The sequence below is a fragment of the Nocardia sp. NPDC056611 genome, assembly GCF_042792755.1.
Taxonomy (GTDB): Bacteria; Actinomycetota; Actinomycetes; order Mycobacteriales; family Mycobacteriaceae; genus Nocardia.
Genome location: NZ_JBHTVV010000005.1, coordinates 60,221 through 76,490, shown reverse-complemented (window position 1 = coordinate 76,490; position 16,270 = coordinate 60,221). Strand labels below are relative to the sequence as shown.

General features: G+C 70.4%; 10 protein-coding genes. 6 read left to right on the top strand and 4 right to left on the bottom strand.

Annotated elements, in window-relative coordinates; translation table 11 throughout:
- Window positions 1-373 precede the first annotated feature (373 nt).
- From ACFRAQ_RS25805 to ACFRAQ_RS25795, 3 genes are read right to left on the bottom strand one after another with little or no spacing between them, the layout of a single operon-like run.
- On the bottom strand, window positions 374-5,587 hold the full coding sequence (locus tag ACFRAQ_RS25805; protein ID WP_379103960.1) for an SDR family NAD(P)-dependent oxidoreductase: 5,214 nt from the start codon (window positions 5,585-5,587) through the stop codon (window positions 374-376).
- Window positions 5,584-8,571, bottom strand: coding sequence for an SDR family oxidoreductase (locus ACFRAQ_RS25800; RefSeq protein WP_379103958.1), 2,988 nt, complete (start codon window positions 8,569-8,571; stop codon window positions 5,584-5,586). The genes ACFRAQ_RS25805 and ACFRAQ_RS25800 overlap by 4 nt, the downstream gene beginning before the upstream one ends.
- Window positions 8,571-10,055, bottom strand: coding sequence for an acyltransferase domain-containing protein (locus tag ACFRAQ_RS25795; protein ID WP_379103955.1), 1,485 nt, complete (start codon window positions 10,053-10,055; stop codon window positions 8,571-8,573). Before ACFRAQ_RS25795 ends, ACFRAQ_RS25800 begins: the two co-directional genes overlap by 1 nt.
- Before the next feature lie 533 nt (window positions 10,056-10,588).
- On the opposite strand from ACFRAQ_RS25795, the gene ACFRAQ_RS25790 reads away from it, so the two are divergent.
- Window positions 10,589-11,422, top strand: a complete 834-nt coding sequence (locus ACFRAQ_RS25790) for a helix-turn-helix domain-containing protein (RefSeq protein ID WP_379103953.1) — start codon at window positions 10,589-10,591, stop codon at window positions 11,420-11,422.
- A gap of 220 nt (window positions 11,423-11,642) precedes the next feature.
- On the opposite strand, the gene ACFRAQ_RS25785 is transcribed toward ACFRAQ_RS25790, so the two are convergent.
- Window positions 11,643-12,461: an MBL fold metallo-hydrolase gene (locus ACFRAQ_RS25785; RefSeq protein WP_379103951.1), complete on the bottom strand. Its 819-nt coding sequence runs from the start codon at window positions 12,459-12,461 to the stop codon at window positions 11,643-11,645.
- 32 nt (window positions 12,462-12,493) lie between these two features.
- On the opposite strand from ACFRAQ_RS25785, the gene ACFRAQ_RS25780 reads away from it, so the two are divergent.
- From ACFRAQ_RS25780 to ACFRAQ_RS25760, 5 genes are all read left to right on the top strand, one after another.
- Entirely contained in the window at window positions 12,494-13,174 is a 681-nt protein-coding gene (locus tag ACFRAQ_RS25780; RefSeq protein ID WP_379103949.1) for a helix-turn-helix domain-containing protein, read from the top strand.
- A 117-nt stretch (window positions 13,175-13,291) separates the two neighbouring features.
- Entirely contained in the window at window positions 13,292-13,681 is a 390-nt protein-coding gene (locus ACFRAQ_RS25775; RefSeq protein WP_379104935.1) for a PaaI family thioesterase, read from the top strand.
- Between the two features lie 128 nt (window positions 13,682-13,809).
- Window positions 13,810-14,112: an urease subunit gamma gene (locus ACFRAQ_RS25770; protein WP_357085156.1), complete on the top strand. Its 303-nt coding sequence runs from the start codon at window positions 13,810-13,812 to the stop codon at window positions 14,110-14,112.
- A gap of 6 nt (window positions 14,113-14,118) precedes the next feature.
- On the top strand, window positions 14,119-14,430 hold the full coding sequence (locus ACFRAQ_RS25765; RefSeq protein ID WP_379103946.1) for an urease subunit beta: 312 nt from the start codon (window positions 14,119-14,121) through the stop codon (window positions 14,428-14,430).
- A complete protein-coding gene (locus ACFRAQ_RS25760; RefSeq protein ID WP_379103944.1) occupies window positions 14,430-16,151 on the top strand; it encodes an urease subunit alpha in 1,722 nt (573 codons plus the stop codon). Before ACFRAQ_RS25765 ends, ACFRAQ_RS25760 begins: the two co-directional genes overlap by 1 nt.
- Window positions 16,152-16,270: the final 119 nt, after the last annotated feature.

Sequence of the window (16,270 nt, the reverse complement as noted above, 5' to 3'; positions counted from 1 at the left end):
GCGTGCCATTCTCGCGGCACGCAGAGGCGACAATCGTGCGCCCACAGCAAAATTGCGAGCGCCACCACACGTGTCGGTTACCGGTTCACGACCCCGGCCGGTCGGAGCGTTATCGGTGCACGGCAGGCAAGATTCGCGGCACGCAGGGCCGACAATGTGCGACACGCATATTCGCGATGCTCGGCACCGATGGGCGCCTGCGAGGCACGCAGAGCACGACCTCACCGCCGCCGGGGGAAGCACTGTGAGTTCGCCTCCCCGAGCATTTCTCCGGCGGGAGCCGGGTCCGTCGAGCCTGGCCGAAGCGCGGACCCTATCTCGGACACGGCTCGGCCCCCGCGCCGGATCGTTCGGCGGCGGGGGCCGGGTGCTGTCAGCGTGCCGCGTCCACCAACGCGAGGTCGTGGAATCCGTTGGCGGGCATTGTGGCCGGGGTGGGCTCCGCATCGATCGCGGCGAGGCGCAGCCGTTCGACCGTCATGACCGGCACGCCGTCGGCGTCGGCGCGATATCCGCCCGCGGTGCGGTGGACCGTGTCGGCAGCCAGGCAGCCGGGCAACACGACCAGGCGATCGACCGACAACCGTTGTCCGGCAGCGCTGTCGGTCGCGGTGTCCGCCGCCGTGAGCGCATCGGCCAGGATCGCGGCCAGCGCCGGATGGGGCAGGCTCGCCCGCGGAGGGCCGGGCGTGCACCAGAGGTCGCCGTCGTGATGGCGCGGGATCGCGGTCCCGTCGGTGACGGTGGGCTCGTATCCGGGCGGGACGGGATTCGCGGTGTACCGCAATGTCATCTCCCCGATGCCGGCCAGCGTGACCCGCACGGCCCAGTGCCCGTCGGTCCAGGTGCCGCGCGCGGTGATCTCGACCTCCAGTTCGTCGTCGTGGGGGATGCGCACGGCGGGCAGGTCCACGCGCAGGTCGGCGATCTCGAGCAGGTGCTGCCGGGCCCGGTTCTCCGGCCGCACCCAATCTCCCGCCGCCAGCGCGTATTCCAGCAGCATGCCGAGCGGCAAGGCGCCGCCCGCGATCAGATGCGGTTCCGAGCCGGGGGCCAGCCGGTGGCGGGTGGTGAACAGGCGATGCTCGAGAAAGGAGCCGACGTCGCCGAGCAGTCGCCGCGAGGTGGTCGTCCGTACCGCGTCCGGATGTTCGCCGGGCAGCACGATCGTGCGGACGCTGCCCGGCCGCCAGACGACGCCGAGCCGCCCGAGATAGGTCGCTTCGCCCGCGGTGCGCGCGCTGACGCCCGGATCGTGCGGGGCGCTCAGTTCGGCCTGCCAGTGCGCGACCGCTTCCTCGGGCAGCACGGTGGAGCAGTATTGCGCCGCGCCTTCGTAATTGACGATATTGCCGACGCGTTCCCAGGTGGGCCAGCAGATGCTGCGGACCGGGATGCCGTAGCGGCGTTCGGCCCAGCAGGCCAGCTGGGTGAGCGCGTTGTTGGCGGCCGCGTAGGGGAAGTGGCCGATCATGCCGCCCAGCCGCCCCGAGACCGAGCTGACGGCGCACACCATGCGCGGCGTGGTGCGCAGCAGGGTGGCCGCGAGCAGGTGCTCGAAGCCGATCACCTTGGTGTCCATGGTGATGGCCAGGTCGGCGTCGGTCTGCGCGGGGGTGCGGACGCCGCGATACACCCCGGCATTGTGGACCAGGATGGTCGGCGGGCTCGCCAGGCGATCGAACAGCGCGTCCACGCTCGTCCGGTCGACGATGTCGCAGACCTCGTAATCGATGACCAGCCCGTCGGCGCGGGCGGCCTCGAGATTGCGCTGAAGTTCGCGCAGCCGGTCGCCGGCCTCCAATTCCTGTACGGCAGCGCGGATTCGGTCGGGATCACCGGAGCGGGTCGCGGCCTCGCGCAGCACGTCGCGCCGGTGCCGGGCGTGGGTGTCGTCGTCGGCGAGCGCGGTGCCGGGGCAGGGCGCGCGCCCGGTCACCACGACCCGTGCACCGGTGCGGGCCAGCGCTTTCGCCAGTTCGAAGCCGACGCCGCGGCCGCCCCCGGAGATGAGCACACAGTCCTCGGGACCGATGGCGCCGGCGTGGTCCTCGGGCAGTCGCAGCGGTGCGGCGCGCAGGGTGAGCACGTGGCGGATCCCGTCGCGATAGCCGACCTCGAGGTCGTGCCAGTCGCCGGTCTCGGCGCAGACGATCTCCACCGTCGTCGTCGCGTCGGATCGATCCAGATCGACGGCTTTGACCGCGACGGTGGGCAATTCGATCGGCAGGGTCTTGGCGACACCGGTCCACGCCCCGCTCAGCGGCTGCTCCGCGCTGTGCTCGGAGCGGCCGAACAGGCCGTCCTGATGTCCGACCGCCAGATAGAAATGCCGTGCCACAGCGGATTCGGCCTGCCAGGCGGCGTAGACGAGTTTGATCGCCGCGACCGTGCGGGCGTACGCCTCGCGCCAGCCGTCGTCACCGAGGGTGTATCGGGCGGCCCCCATCATCCCGAGATCGATGATCCCGTCCCAGGAGTCGGCACCGGCCGCCACCGCCGCGAGGTCGTCGTGTCCGGTCGCGGTGTGCACGGTGATGCCGCAGTCCCGCAGCCCCGTCGCGACCTGGCGCGTGTGCTCGTTCGGAAGGCCCAGCAGCAGCACCGTTCTGCCGAACAGCTGATCATGGTGTGCGCGGATCAGCGGCCGCGGAATCGGCTCGGTGACATACCGGTCCACCGGCCGGGCGAAGTCGATGCCGTCGTAGGCGAGCAGATTCGGGCGCACCGCGGGTTCGTCCTCGGCGCGCGGGGTCGTCGGCGCGGCGGGTGGGACCGGCACGGGAACCGTTGGCGGCCGGGTCCGTTCGTGCTCTGCGGCGGATCGGAATTCCCCGGTGCCGCGGTGGACGTAGCCGATGACGTCCCCCGCCAGGTCGGTCATGCGCAGCACCAGGCGGCCGTCGGTGGTGGTGACCGCCGCCCAGTCGTTGGTGTAGAGTTTCGCGCCGCGTCGCGGCGGGCGGGTGTGCAGCGTCAAATCCCCGGCGCTGACGGCGAAGTCGTTGAGGCCGCCGTAGACGTCGATGCGGCCCACCGAGCGAGGCACCACGATGGCGCTCCAGTCGTCGCCGGACGCGGCGACCGCCCCCTGCGCGACGGCGTCGCACAGCACCGCGGGCACGAGCGCCTCGGTGAACCAGCGCCCCAGGCGTTCCCGGTTCAGTCGCAGGGCGGCCAGGTTTCCCGCCGAGCCGACCGTGATGTGCGAGAACGCCGCGAAGACTCCGCCCAGGCGGGCGAAGGGGCTGTCGACCTGGTACGGATTGGCCAGTTCGACGCCGTCGGTGGGGGAGGGCAGCAGGGCGGGGTCCGGGCGCGGGCAGGCGGGTGCGGATTCCCGCAGGATGACCCGCATGCGGGCGTGCGGTTTATCGGTGGCCAGTACCGTGCCGTCGGGTGCGATGACGTCGGACAGGATCGCGACGTCGACCACCGACCGGCCCTCGGATCCGGGTTCGTGGGTGACGAGTTCGGCGACCAGCTTCTTGCGTTCGGGTCTGGCCGAGGTGCGGTACACGCGCACGAATCGGTCGAAGGCCAAGTCCTCGAACGCGACCGGGACCCGGCCGGGCACCAGTTCGGTGGCGGCCTCGGCCGCCATCTCGGTGAGGATCAGGCCCGGCATGGTCGGGTGGCCCTGGATGAGGTGGTCCTCGAGATAGCCGTCGCGGCCGAGGTCGAGATCGCGGTGGATCACGAGCCGGTCCGGCGCGCGCTCGGCGACCGCGTCGACGAAGAAGCGGGGACCGGGGGCCGGTTGCTGCGGTTCGTTCGCGACAGTTTTCCACAGTGCGAGCACGCCGGGCCGATCGCGTTCGATGGCCGCCCGTTCGGTCGCGCCCAGGAACACCGGGCACACACCGGGTTCGGGTGCACCCAGTTCACCGAGCAGGTGCGCGATGCCCTCGACGGCGGGCATCGGGGCCATATCGGCGTTGGCGTCGAGCACCCGGGCGTAGGCCGCCTCGGTGCTGCGCCCGGCGTCGCCCCACAGTCCCCACGCGAAGGTGGTTTCCGCGCCGCCGCGCGCGGCCTCGAATCCGCCGCTGCTGAGCAGGAAGGCGTTGCCCGCCGCGTAGTCGGCCTCGCCACGGACGCCCAGGACCGCGGCGATGGAACTGGTGTTGATCCAGCGGCGCGGCGGATGCGCGGCGAACGCGGCCTTCAGATTGCGGTAGGAGCGCACCTTCAGGTCGCGCACCGCGCGAAAGTCGCTGAGCCGCTTGTTCTCCAGGTCCGCGGTGCGGTTGACGCCCGCCAGATGGAACAGCAGGTCGATGCGCGGCCCCGACAGCCGGTGCACCTCGGCCGCCAAGTGGGTGACCGCCGCGGCGTCGGTGACGTCGCACGGGTGGTAGTGCACCCGGCCCGCGCCCGCGTGCCGTTCGAGCTCGCGCAGCGTGGCCCGGATCGTGCGGGCGTGCCCGAGCCGGGTCAGCTCGGCGTTGGCCGCCGCCACACCGCCGGGGCGGCCGACGGCTTCCCGCAACAGAGTCCGTCGCCGTTCGCCGTGCGCGGCGTCGTCCTCGGCGAGCGCGGCGTCGTCGAAGCGCGACAGGTCCGTGGAGCCCACGATGTGCAGGATCGGCCGGTAGCGTTCGGCGAGCGCCAGCATCATGGCCATGCCGATCCCGCGGCTCGCGCCGGCCCCCACGATGACCGCGTCGGCCGGGAGTTCGAGCAGCGGAGCGGGTGTCGGCAGCGGCGCGGGCCGGGTGCGTTCCACCCGGCGGATCCCGTTGGCGCGCACCGTGACCGGCAGGGTCCGCGCCACCCCGCTCTCGTGCTCCAGCAGGGCGATGCCGGGTCCGGCTTCGCGCTCGTCGGTCAGCAGGACGAGGGTGTCGACCGCCGCGAAGTACGGTTCGGCGGTGAGGGCTTTCCCCAGGCCGGTGAACAATCCGGCGTACGGGTGCGGGCGCCCGGTGGCGTCCGCGCCGCCCAGGATCAGCATCTGACAGGTTGCCGGCTGCGTGGAGCGGGCGGCGAGGAACGCGGCCTCGTGCCCGGTCATGATCGTGTCGTCACGGACCGTGGTCCAGTCGTCCACGGGGTCGAGGCGCACGATGACGCGCACGTGGGCCGGATCCAGCGCGGTCAGTGCCGCCGCGAGAGCTGTTTCCTCATGGGCGATTCCGGTGGTGCCGCCGTTCTCGGACAGGAGCCAGCCGTCGCCGTGCGCGCGCAGGACGGCCGTATCGGCGGCGGCGAGCCGCCCGGCGTCGAGTTCGATATCTCCCGCTACCACGACCAGGGTGCGCGGGGGCGCGAACGGCACCCCGGCGCCGGTCTCGGCGGGCGCTTCGGGTTCGTAGGAGAGCAGGTGCCGATCGAGCACGTTCGGCGGGCCCGCGGCATTCGCGGCGACCGGCCCGGGCGCGGCGTCGATGTGCGCGGCGGGCGCATCGGCCGGTCCGGGAGCGTCGGCGACTCGTTCGAGCCGCACTGTCAGCGCGGGCCGGCCGGGTCCGGCGTTGCGGGTGATCCGCGCCGATTTCGCGGTGCCGGTGAGGAATTCGATCAGTTCCAGGGCGCCCTCGGCGCCCAGCAGCCGGACCTGGTCCGGGCGGCGGTCGGCTGTCATGCGGGTTCTCCGATCGAGGTTTCCAGGCGGGTGAGGATGTCGAGTCCGGCGGTGCGGGCGAGGGATTCGCGGGTGACGGCGAACAGGTAGGCGCCCTCGGCGATCGGGCGGTCGTCGTCGCCGCGGACTTCCGAGGCCCAGGCGGGGGTGGCGTTGGCGCTCACCCCGGCGACGAGCGCCAGATCCAGGTCACCGGAGCGCAGATAGTCCTCGGCGGCCTGGAAGACCTGCAGCAGTGCGGTTTCGCCGGTGTCCACCAGCAGGTTCAGGCCGCGCAGGTCGAAGTAGTTGCAGATCCGGGAGGCGATCAGATTCGGCATGGCCCCCGGGTAGGAGTCGGCGGTCAGCGGCGGCGCGGCGGCCTCGACCGCCTGCCGGAACTCCTCGAGGAATCGGGGGATGCCCGGAACCGGTTCCGGGGCTAGCACATCGGCGATGTCGTCGAGATGGGTGCGCAGCACGATGCCGCCCATCGCCTGGGTCTGCCCCATGAATCCGACGATCACGCCCGTCGTGTCGCGGTGGCCGGAGCAGAAGTCGAGCACCCGCGCCGGGAGTGCGTGCACGCACTGGATCGCCAGCAGCTGCGAGCGGTCGAGCGAACGCACCAGTCTCGGTGGCATCCGCACGGATTCGAACGGCGGCGCCGGGAACTGCTCACCGTAGTCGAGGTCGTCGGGCTCGCACTTCGACCAGCCGACGATGACCAGCGGATCGCCGGAGTGGTCGGGGCGCTCCGACGGGGCCGGAAACGCGTGCCGCGGCAGGTATTCCGACACGATGACGGTGGCGTTGGTGCCGCCGAAACCGAAACCCGACACCGCGCCGATGCGGGGAGTCTCGACCCGGCCCGGTCCCACCGGACGCGGCCAGGCGGCCGGCTCGCGTGGCACGGTGAGATGCGACGCGTGTTCGGCGACCTTGTCCCGCAGCCGGGTGAATCGGGGCTGGGCGGGAATGTGGCCGTGCCGCATGGTGAGCAGCAGATGGATCAGCGACAGCGCGCCGGCCGCCCACCCGGTGTGCCCGATGATCGACTTGTTCGCGACCACCGGCACCGGGCGCTGTCCGGAGTAGACCTGCGCGATGCCCAGCAGTTCGGCATTGTCGCCCGCGGGGGTGCCGGTCGCGTGGGCGATGACCAGTCCGACATCGCCGGCGTCGATGCCCGAGTCGGCCAGCGCTCGCCGCGCGGCGGCCACCTGACCGGGGGTAGAGGGTGCGTTGATGGCCTTGCCCTTGCCGTCCGCGGACAGCCCGATGCCGGAGATGACGCCGAGCACCTGATCGGCGTCGGCCAGCGCGCGCGAGAGCCGTTTGAGCACCAGGATGCCCGCGCCGTCGGCGAACAGGACGCCGTCGGAGGTCTCGTCCAGGGCACGGATCTCACCGGTCGGGGAGAGCCCGCCCAGCTGCGCGAACGCCACCATGTTCGCGACGCGCTGGGCGTGGGAGCCGCCGCAGACCGCGATGTCGGTGCGGCCCTCGCGCAGATCGCGCACCGCGCGGTCGAGGGCGTACAGCGACGACGAGCACGCGGTGTCGACCACGAAGACGGGCGTGGCGGCGGGCAGGATGCCGTCGATGGCGTCCGCGGCGATGTCGTGCGGCAGGGTGCGGGTGGTCACGGCGCGCGGGAACCGCTTCAGCAGTGCGTCTTTCACCGTGCGCAGCTGGTCCTCGGTCATGGTGCCGCTCTCGGTGAGGGCGAGCCGCACCGATTCGACGAGGAAATGCTCACCGCGGTGCTGGCTGCCGTCACAGGTGAGCCCGACGCTCAGGGTGTAGCGGTCCTCGGCGCGGCGGGTGACCGATTCGAGGGCTTGATACAGGCTGTGCCGCAACCACAGGGTGTTGAAATCGCGTTCCCCGTGGTCGGGTTCGGCGGCCAGGCCGGGGTGCGGGCGGAAGTCCTGGATGATGCCGCTCACCGGCTGGTAGCCCTTGTCCGGGACGTCGCGGCGGCCGGGCGTGAACGCCGAGGTCTGCCAGCGGTCGGGGGTGGCCTCGCTGAACAGGGCGGGGCCGTCGCACAGCACCTGCCAGAATTCGTCGGGACTGTTGACACCCGGTGCGGCCAAGCCCATTCCGACCACCACGATCGGGTCGTGACCGAGTTGGGATGCCGTGTCCGGTGCGGTCGCCGCCGCCGCGTGCGGGGCCGCCGCATCGGTCTGTTCGGGCGGGGCGGCGGCTTCCTGACCGCGGCCGAAGGCCCCGAGCGGCAGTCCGAGCCCGCCGTCGGCGGTCACCGTCTGACCGGTCATCCACGCCGACCGGTCCGAGGCGAGGAAGCCGACCACCTCGGCGATCTCGTCGGCCTGCCCCAGCCTGCCGAACGGGGTGCGGTCGGCCATCGTGGTGGCGAAACCGGTGCTGTCGGGGAACATTCGAGCCCCGGGAGTATCCAGCAGGCCGCCGGAGGCGGTGTTGACGCGGATGCCGTCGGCGGCGAATTCGACCGCGAGGTAGCGGGTCAGGCTCTCCAGCGCGGCCTTGGACAGGCCGATGGCCAGATAGTCGCGCAGCACCCGGGTCGATCCGATCGAGGACAGGTTGACGATCGATCCGCCGCCGCTCGCCGTCATCAACGCCCGTGCGGCCTGCGAACACCGCAGCGGCCCTTTGACATTGATGTTCCAGGTGCGGTCGATATCGTCCTCGGTCAGGGTGGCCGCGCTGCCGAACAGGCCCAGCGCGGCATTGTTCACCAGTACGTCGAGCCGCCCCGACGTCGCGCCGATCTCGGCGATCATGCGCTCCACATGATCGGGTTTGCCGACCGAGCCGCGCAGCACCCGCACATCGTGTCCGGCGGCGGTGAGCTGCTCGGCCTGCTGCTTTCCGGCCGCGAACGAATGGAAGCAGTTCAGATAGACCGTGGCGCCCCGCCGGGCCAGCAGCCCCACCACGGCACTGCCCACGCCACCGGCGCCACCGGTGACCAGCGCGACCTTCCCCGACAACTCGCCCGAGGCCGCCATCAGACGGCCTGCGCCAGATCTCGGCGGCCGGAGGCCAGCACATAGTCGGCGATCTTGCCGAGGGTGTCGAAATCGACCGTGCGGATGGAGGAATCGGGCTCGGGCAGGCCGAACAGCATGCGGGCGCGGCCCATCAGGTCGGTCTGGCGGATGGAGTCGACACCCAGGTCGGCCTCCAGCAACGCGTCCTCCTCGAGCACCTCGATCGGGTATTCGAGGGCGTCCGCGTACATGTCGCGCAGGCCGGCCAGGACCTGGGCGCGGTCGAGGGCGCCCGGGGCGGGAGCGGCGACCGGCGGTGCGGGCACCTGGGGCGCGGCGTGGTCGACGGCCGCGGGAGCGGGGACGGCGGCGATAGGGGCGACGGCCGAGGCAGGGGTGGGAGCCGGGGCGGGTGCCGGGACGGCGGCGACCGGGGCGACGGGCGCGACCTGACGGACCGGCGGGACGGCGGCGACCTGGGCGACCGCCCCGACCGGGGCGAGCGTCACCGCGGGTTGCCCGGCGACCTGCGCCGCACCCGTCGGAATCGACTGCGGCGGTGTGGAGTTCGCACCCGCCTGCGGCACCGCGTGCAGCGGGGTGGCGACCTGGACGTCCGCGGGCAGGCAGCCGCTGATCAGGGACGCGAGGACCGGTTTGCCGGATGCCTCGGCGAACGAGTCGACGCCGGAACGGAAGACCGCGAGAATGCCGTCGTAGAAGTGCACCGGCCGCACCAGGTGGCTGCCGATCACCGTGCGGGCGTCGTCCGCGCCGCGCACCTCGCGGCCCAGGATGGGGGAGTAGACGGTGACCGCGGGCCCGGCGGCCGTGACGCCGTCCACCGCCGCGGCGACGATTTCGGCCGAATCGCGCAGGATCCTGTTGTGATAGGGGTAGGCGGCGGGCACACGGGTGGCGCGCACCCCGGCCGCCTGCGCGATGCGTTCGAGCTCGAGCAGCGCCTCGTGCGGGCCCGACACCACCGACTGGCGCGGTCCGTTGTCCACCGCGACGGTCAGGTCCGGCAGATTCAGTAGTCCGACAAGGTGATCGGCGCGCACGGCCCCGATTCCCAGCGCGGTCATCCCGCCCAGGCCGGTGCTGAGCCGCTGCATGGTTTCCGCGCGCAGGCACACCAGTCCGGCCATATCGGTGATCGACACCGACCCCGCCAGCGCGAGCGCGGTCAGTTCACCCAGGCTGTGACCGATCAGCACGTCGGAGCGAATGCCGCGCGCGGCGAGTCCGTGCCAGGCCAGCACGCCCCCGGCGAACAGCGCCAGATCCAGTGTCACCGGCCGGGTCCGGGCGAGTTCCTCCCCGCTCGGTGCGCCCGGGTCGCGCAGCAGGTCGGAGATGCGGCCGTGGCCGCGCAGGGCGGCGACGGCGTCGATGTCGGCGAGAACCGCGGACAGCCGCGGGTCCTCGGTCAGGGCGGCGAGAGCGCCGGGTTGATACGACCCCTGGCCGGGGAGGACTACGGCGGTACGAGTGCTCATCGAAACTCCTTGGCGGTGTTCGCTTGTTCAGGAATGCGATGGAGATGTGCCGGACGGTCCACACCCGCGGTGCGCTGAGGAATCGCGCTGGGCCTACGCCCGGAGAACGGTGTGCGACAACTGGTGTCGATGTGCGGGTGAATCCTGGTCCGCCAGAGTGCGGGCGTCGATGCCCGTGGCATGGGACGCGTTCCACGGATTGTTTTCTCGCGGCCGGCCGCACGATCACCGTGCAGGCGGGTCGTCGTCGACGGCCGGCCGCGTTGTGAAACCGGGTGGCGAGGCGGCTCACTGCGTCGCCCACCCGAATCGACCATAGGACGCGCCGGAGTCGAAGCCCATGACCGTGAGTGCACAGCAGTCGACTCAGAGTGTCTGCGCGGCAATCCGGTTCCCCACCCCGCCCGCATTCCAAACCGAGTGGTCGCTGTGAGTCGATTGGCTGGCACGGACAGCACCCTTGGTACTCGGTCGTACACCTAACTTGATTGGTGTTCGGGGTCACAGCCATAGCGGAAAGGAGCGGGAGACGCATGACGAACATGCAAGGCGTAGCCACGATTTCGATCGCGGATACACCGGTTGTGCGCGAGCCGGGCCGCCTGACATCGGATATCGACGCCGCGGCCGTGCAACCGCCGAGCTTCGGCGCGGTACTGCGGCGGTTGCGCGACGAGCGCCGGGTGTCACGCGAACGCCTGGGCATGGCGGCCGGTGTCAGCGCCAGCTACATCACTCACCTGGAACTCGGCCGCCGCGGTCGCCCCACCCAGGCCGTCGTCGAAGCCCTGTGCGGCTGCCTCGACCGGGTCCAGCCGGTCTCGCATCGGTCGCGCCGTTACTTGTACGACCTGGCCGGACTGCCCGACCCCGCCGCACCCGACCTGGCTGAACTGCGCGCGGCCATCACCCCGGACCGGCTGCGCCGACTCGAGCGACTCGCCCCCGATCCCGCGGGCTACTTCGATTCCCGCTGGCACGTCCTGGCATTGAACGACGCCGCGCGCCGCGCCTTCCCCGGCCTGACCGAGGGCGGCAACTGGCTCATCTGGCTCCTCGACGACCCGCGCGCCGCGACCGCCCTGCTCGACCGCGAAACCGCCGCCCACGCCTCGGTATCGGTGCTGCGCGCCCGCATCGCCGCCTTCGACGTCCCCGACTGGTCCGGCGACTTCCTGCGCGCCCTGGGCCGAAACCCCGAATTCCGCCGCCTGTGGTCGCGAGCTCAAGACCTGGACCACCCCGGCGAACGACTTATCCGCCTCCGCACCCCCCGCGGCGAGACCCCCTTGGACATGCAGCTCTACGACGTCGAAAGCGCCCGCTACCCAGGCTGGATCCGCATGCTGTGGGGCATGACCGACTGACCGACCCACCCGAATACAGAGGTGGTGGGCTCTGCCGACCGATCACTCTCGACAGAACCCACCACCGGCAGCGGATCGGGGGCCACCGCAGCCCTCGGGGCCTCCCACGATCCTGACGCCGAAACCGAGTATAGGTCAGGCTTACCTAACTAGCAAGCGCCTATTGTCGCGCCCTCGATCGCAACGGCCCCGCTTTCGCGGTCTTCGCCGGGCCGTCCGATCAGCCGATCGGTGGTGCGAGGTATTCCAGCGCATAGCCGTTGCCGGAGGGGGATACGCGAGCGATGCCGGGGGAGTCGAGGTGGGCGCCGGCGACGAAATGGTTTGGGCGGGTCAGGTGTTCGAGGAGCGCTACTCGTGCGGCGCGAGCCTGGGATTGGTTGCCGTCGAGCTCCCAGGACACGGTCGGCTGCTCGAATTGGAGTGTGGGAACGTGCACGGTGTCGCCCCAGATGAGTAGATGGGCGGTGCCGCTGGTGATGTCGTAGATGGTGTGGCCGGGGGTGTGGCCCGGGGTCGGGATCGCGGTGGTCCAGTTGTTGATCGCGACCTTGTCGGACACGGGTACGACCCGGTCGCGGAGCGGCTCGAGTCGGCCGGTGAACACCGAGGTGTCGCCCGCTCCGATCCAGATGCGCTCGAGTTCGATGAACGCTTCCGAACCGTCCGGGGTGATCAGGCCGCTCACGTGGTCCTCGTGCCGGTGGGTGATGGCGACGTCGGTGATCTGCGTGCGGTCGATTTCCGCTTCTTCGAGCGCGTCGTAGATCAATCCCATGGTGGGGTCGTGCCAGACGTTGGAGGCGCCGGTGTCGATGAGGATCGAGCGGGTGCCGTCGGTGACGAAGAAGGCGTTGACCGACAGCCGCAGGTTGTCGCCGACCAGGGGTACGGCGGTCGGCAGCTGGGGGAGGGGGCGCCCGTCCTCGTCGCGGAGCCGGGTCGGCGGCATGTCGATGTAGCCGTCTCGCAACGAGATCACTTGCAGGTCACCGAATTCGAAGGTGGCATGGTGGCGGCCACTCGAGATCAAACGCATGGAATCTCCGTCGGGTTGAGCACATGTCTCCGATGGGAGACAAAATCTTCTTTGGGAGAAATCTACACTGTGGGCAACGAGGTATCCAGCGATCGAGGAGCGCGGTGATCGAGCAAGACGGAAGCGCGGACGAACCACGGCACGGTGACGACCTGGCCGGGGCGTTCGGCGCGAATGTGCGGCGACGCCGCGAGGAGGCGGGTCTGACGCTGGAGCAGTTGTCCACGCAGTCCTCGGTCAGCCGGGCGATGCTGTCGAAAGTCGAACGCGGGGAGAAGAGTCCGACGATCGGCGTCGCGTCCAAGATCGCTCACGCGCTCGACGCGTCGCTCTCCGAGCTGATCGGTGGGGCGGCCGCCGCCGCGTCCGGGGTGGCCGTTGTCATGCGAAAGAACGATCGGCCCGTTTTCCGTGACCCGGACACCGGTTTCGAGCGGCACATGGTGTCGGCGGCCCCGGGTGCGGGAGGCGGCGAGATGGTCGTCCACTATCTCCCCGCGCAGGTTTCCACCGGGCTGCTGCCCGCGTATCCGCGGGGTTCGGAGAAGCAGCTCGTGGTGCTCGACGGCACCCTCACCGTCGCGATCGGCGGGATCACCGAAACGCTGAACACGGGCGATTCCATTTTCTTTCAGGCCGACGCGGATCACGGCTTCGCGAACCGGACGAACGCTCCCTGCGAATACATCATGATCATCTCGCGCAGATCGTGATCGGCCGCGGCTGCCGGGGTCCCCGGTAGCGGGCGGGTCGCGCGGATGTGCAAATGTGTGCATATGAGCGACGACTTCTCTTCGATCAAATCGCTGGCTGATGTGACGCCCGAGCTGATGAACAAGCTCAGTGAGGGGACGTTCACCGATCTCATCGGGTTGAAGTTCACCGAGTTGAGCGGGGACGGGGTGGCGGCGGAGTGGGTGGTGACGCCTCAGCTGTATCAGCCTGCCGGGATCGTCAACGGCGGCGTGTACTGCACGGTGATCGAGACGCTGGCGAGTGTGGCCGGCGGGGCGTGGCTGGGTGACCGCGGCACCGTGGTCGGGGTCAACAACAACACCGACTTTCTGCGGGCCGTGCGCGAGGGGAAGTTGAGCGGGGTGGCGACGCCGATCCATCGGGGGCGCTCGCAGCAGCTGTGGCAGGTCGTCATCACCGATGAGCAGGAGCGGACCGTGGCTCGCGGGCAGGTGCGGTTGCAGAACCTCAGCCCGCAGAACTGAGTCGGGCGCAGCCGGATTCGGGGGTCCGGACGCGGGGACGGAAAATCGTATATCTCCGAAACATGCTGGTAACGCGGGTCGTGCCAGAATGGCCGACGATCCGTCCCCGTGATTGCCGAGGAGCCCGCATGCGACTGACGCCGCACGAGCAGGAACGCCTGCTGTTGAGTTACGCGGCCGAGTTGGCGCGGCGGCGGCAGGCGCGCGGGTTGAAACTCAATCATCCCGAGGCGATCGCGATCATCACCGATCACGTGCTCGAAGGGGCGCGGGACGGGCGCACGGTAGCCGAGTTGATGGCCTCCGGGCGCACCGTGCTGACCCGCGACGACGTCATGGACGGGATTCCCGAGATGATCCACGACGTGCAGGTCGAGGCCACCTTTCCCGACGGCACGAAGCTCGTCACCGTCCACCACCCGATCGGATGACGCGCGATGATTCCTGGTGAATACCTCTGTGCCGAGGGCACGATCGAGCTCAATGCCGGCGCGGATCGCATCGAACTCGATGTCGTGAACACCGGTGACCGGCCGGTGCAGGTCGGCTCGCACGTGCATTTCCCGCAGGCCAACTCCGCGCTCGAGTTCGACCGCGACTCTGCGCACGGCCACCGTCTCGACATTCCGGCCGGTACCGCGGTGCGGTTCGAACCTGGTCTGGGGCAGCGGGTTTCGCTGGTCCCGCTCGGCGGCGACCGCGAAGTGCACGGAATCAGCCTCACCCCTCCCGGAAAGCTGGATGCCTGATGGCCGAACTCTCTCGCGCCCGATACGCCGAACTGTTCGGGCCCACCGTCGGCGACCGCATCCGGCTCGCCGACACCGACCTGCTCATCGAGATCACCGAGGACCGTAGCGGCGGACCGGGACTCGCCGGTGACGAGGCCGTGTTCGGTGGCGGCAAGGTGCTGCGCGAATCCATGGGCCAGGCGCGCGCCACCCGCGCCGAGGGCACCCCGGACACCGTCATCACCGGCGTGGTGATCGTCGACTACTGGGGAATCATCAAGGCCGACATCGGTATTCGTGAAGGCCGCATCGTCGCCATCGGCAAGGCCGGGAACCCGGACACCATGAGCGGTGTGCACCCGGACCTGGTGGTCGGTCCGTCGACCGAGATCATTGCCGGCAATGGCCGCATCGTCACCGCGGGCGCCATCGACTGCCACGTGCATTTCATCTGCCCGCAGATCCTCGACGAGGCCATGGCGGGCGGCATCACCACCCTGGTCGGCGGCGGCACCGGCCCGGCGGAGGGCTCCAAGGCCACCACCGTCACCCCCGGCGCCTGGCATCTGGCCCGCATGCTGGAGTCCACCGACTCCTGGCCGGTGAACATCCTGCTGCTCGGCAAGGGCAACACGGTGCGTGAGGACGCGCTGTGGGAGCAATTGCGTGGCGGCGCGGGCGGTTTCAAACTGCACGAGGACTGGGGCACCACCCCGGCCGCCATCGACCGCTGCCTCACCGTCGCGGATGCCTCCGGCGTGCAGGTGGCCTTGCACTCGGACACCTTGAACGAGGCGGGATTCGTGGAGGACACCCTGGCGGCGATCCGCGGCCGGGCCATCCACTCGTATCACACCGAGGGCGCGGGCGGCGGCCACGCGCCCGACATCATCACCGTCGCTTCGCATCTCAACGTGCTGCCCAGTTCCACCAACCCGACCCGGCCGCACACCATCAACACCCTCGACGAGCACCTGGACATGCTCATGGTGTGCCACCACCTGAGCCCGTCCATCCCCGAGGACCTGGCGTTCGCGGAGTCCCGCATCCGCCCCTCCACGATCGCCGCCGAGGACCTCCTGCACGACCTGGGCGCGATCTCCATGATCGGCTCGGACGCCCAGGCCATGGGCCGCATCGGCGAGGTCGTCATGCGCACCTGGCAGACCGCGCACGTCATGAAGCGCCGCCGCGGCGCCCTGCCCGGCGACGGCGCGGCCGACAACAACCGCGTGCGGCGCTACGTCGCGAAATACACCATCTGCCCGGCGGTCACGCACGGCCTGGACGCCGAGATCGGTTCGGTCGAGGTCGGCAAACTGGCCGACCTGGTGCTGTGGGAGCCCGCCTTCTTCGGTGTCCGCCCGCACGCCGTCATCAAGGGCGGCGCGATCGCCTGGGCCGCCATGGGCGACGCCAACGCCTCCATCCCGACCCCGCAACCGGTCCTCCCGCGCCCCATGTTCGGCGCCGCCCCGAGCGTGACGGCCTCGACCTCCCTGCACTTCGTCTCCGAACAGGCCATCGAGGACGGCCTGGCCGACCGCCTGCGCGTCAACCGGAAACTGGTCCCGGTGGCCAATGTCCGCCGCCGCACCAAGGCCGACCTCCCCAACAACGAGGCCATGCCCCGCATCGAGGTCGATCCCGACACTTTCACCGTCCGCATCGACGGCGAGGTCTGGAGCGAGCAACCCGCCACCGAACTCCCGATGGCCCAGCGCTACTTCCTGTTCTGAGTCACGCTCTTCCCCGGTCTCGGGGAGGACGAATACCGCGTCGAACGCCAATGCCCGAGGGGCATTGGCGTTCTTTCGTCTGCGGACACCCCATCCCACATTTCTGATGATTTCATCAT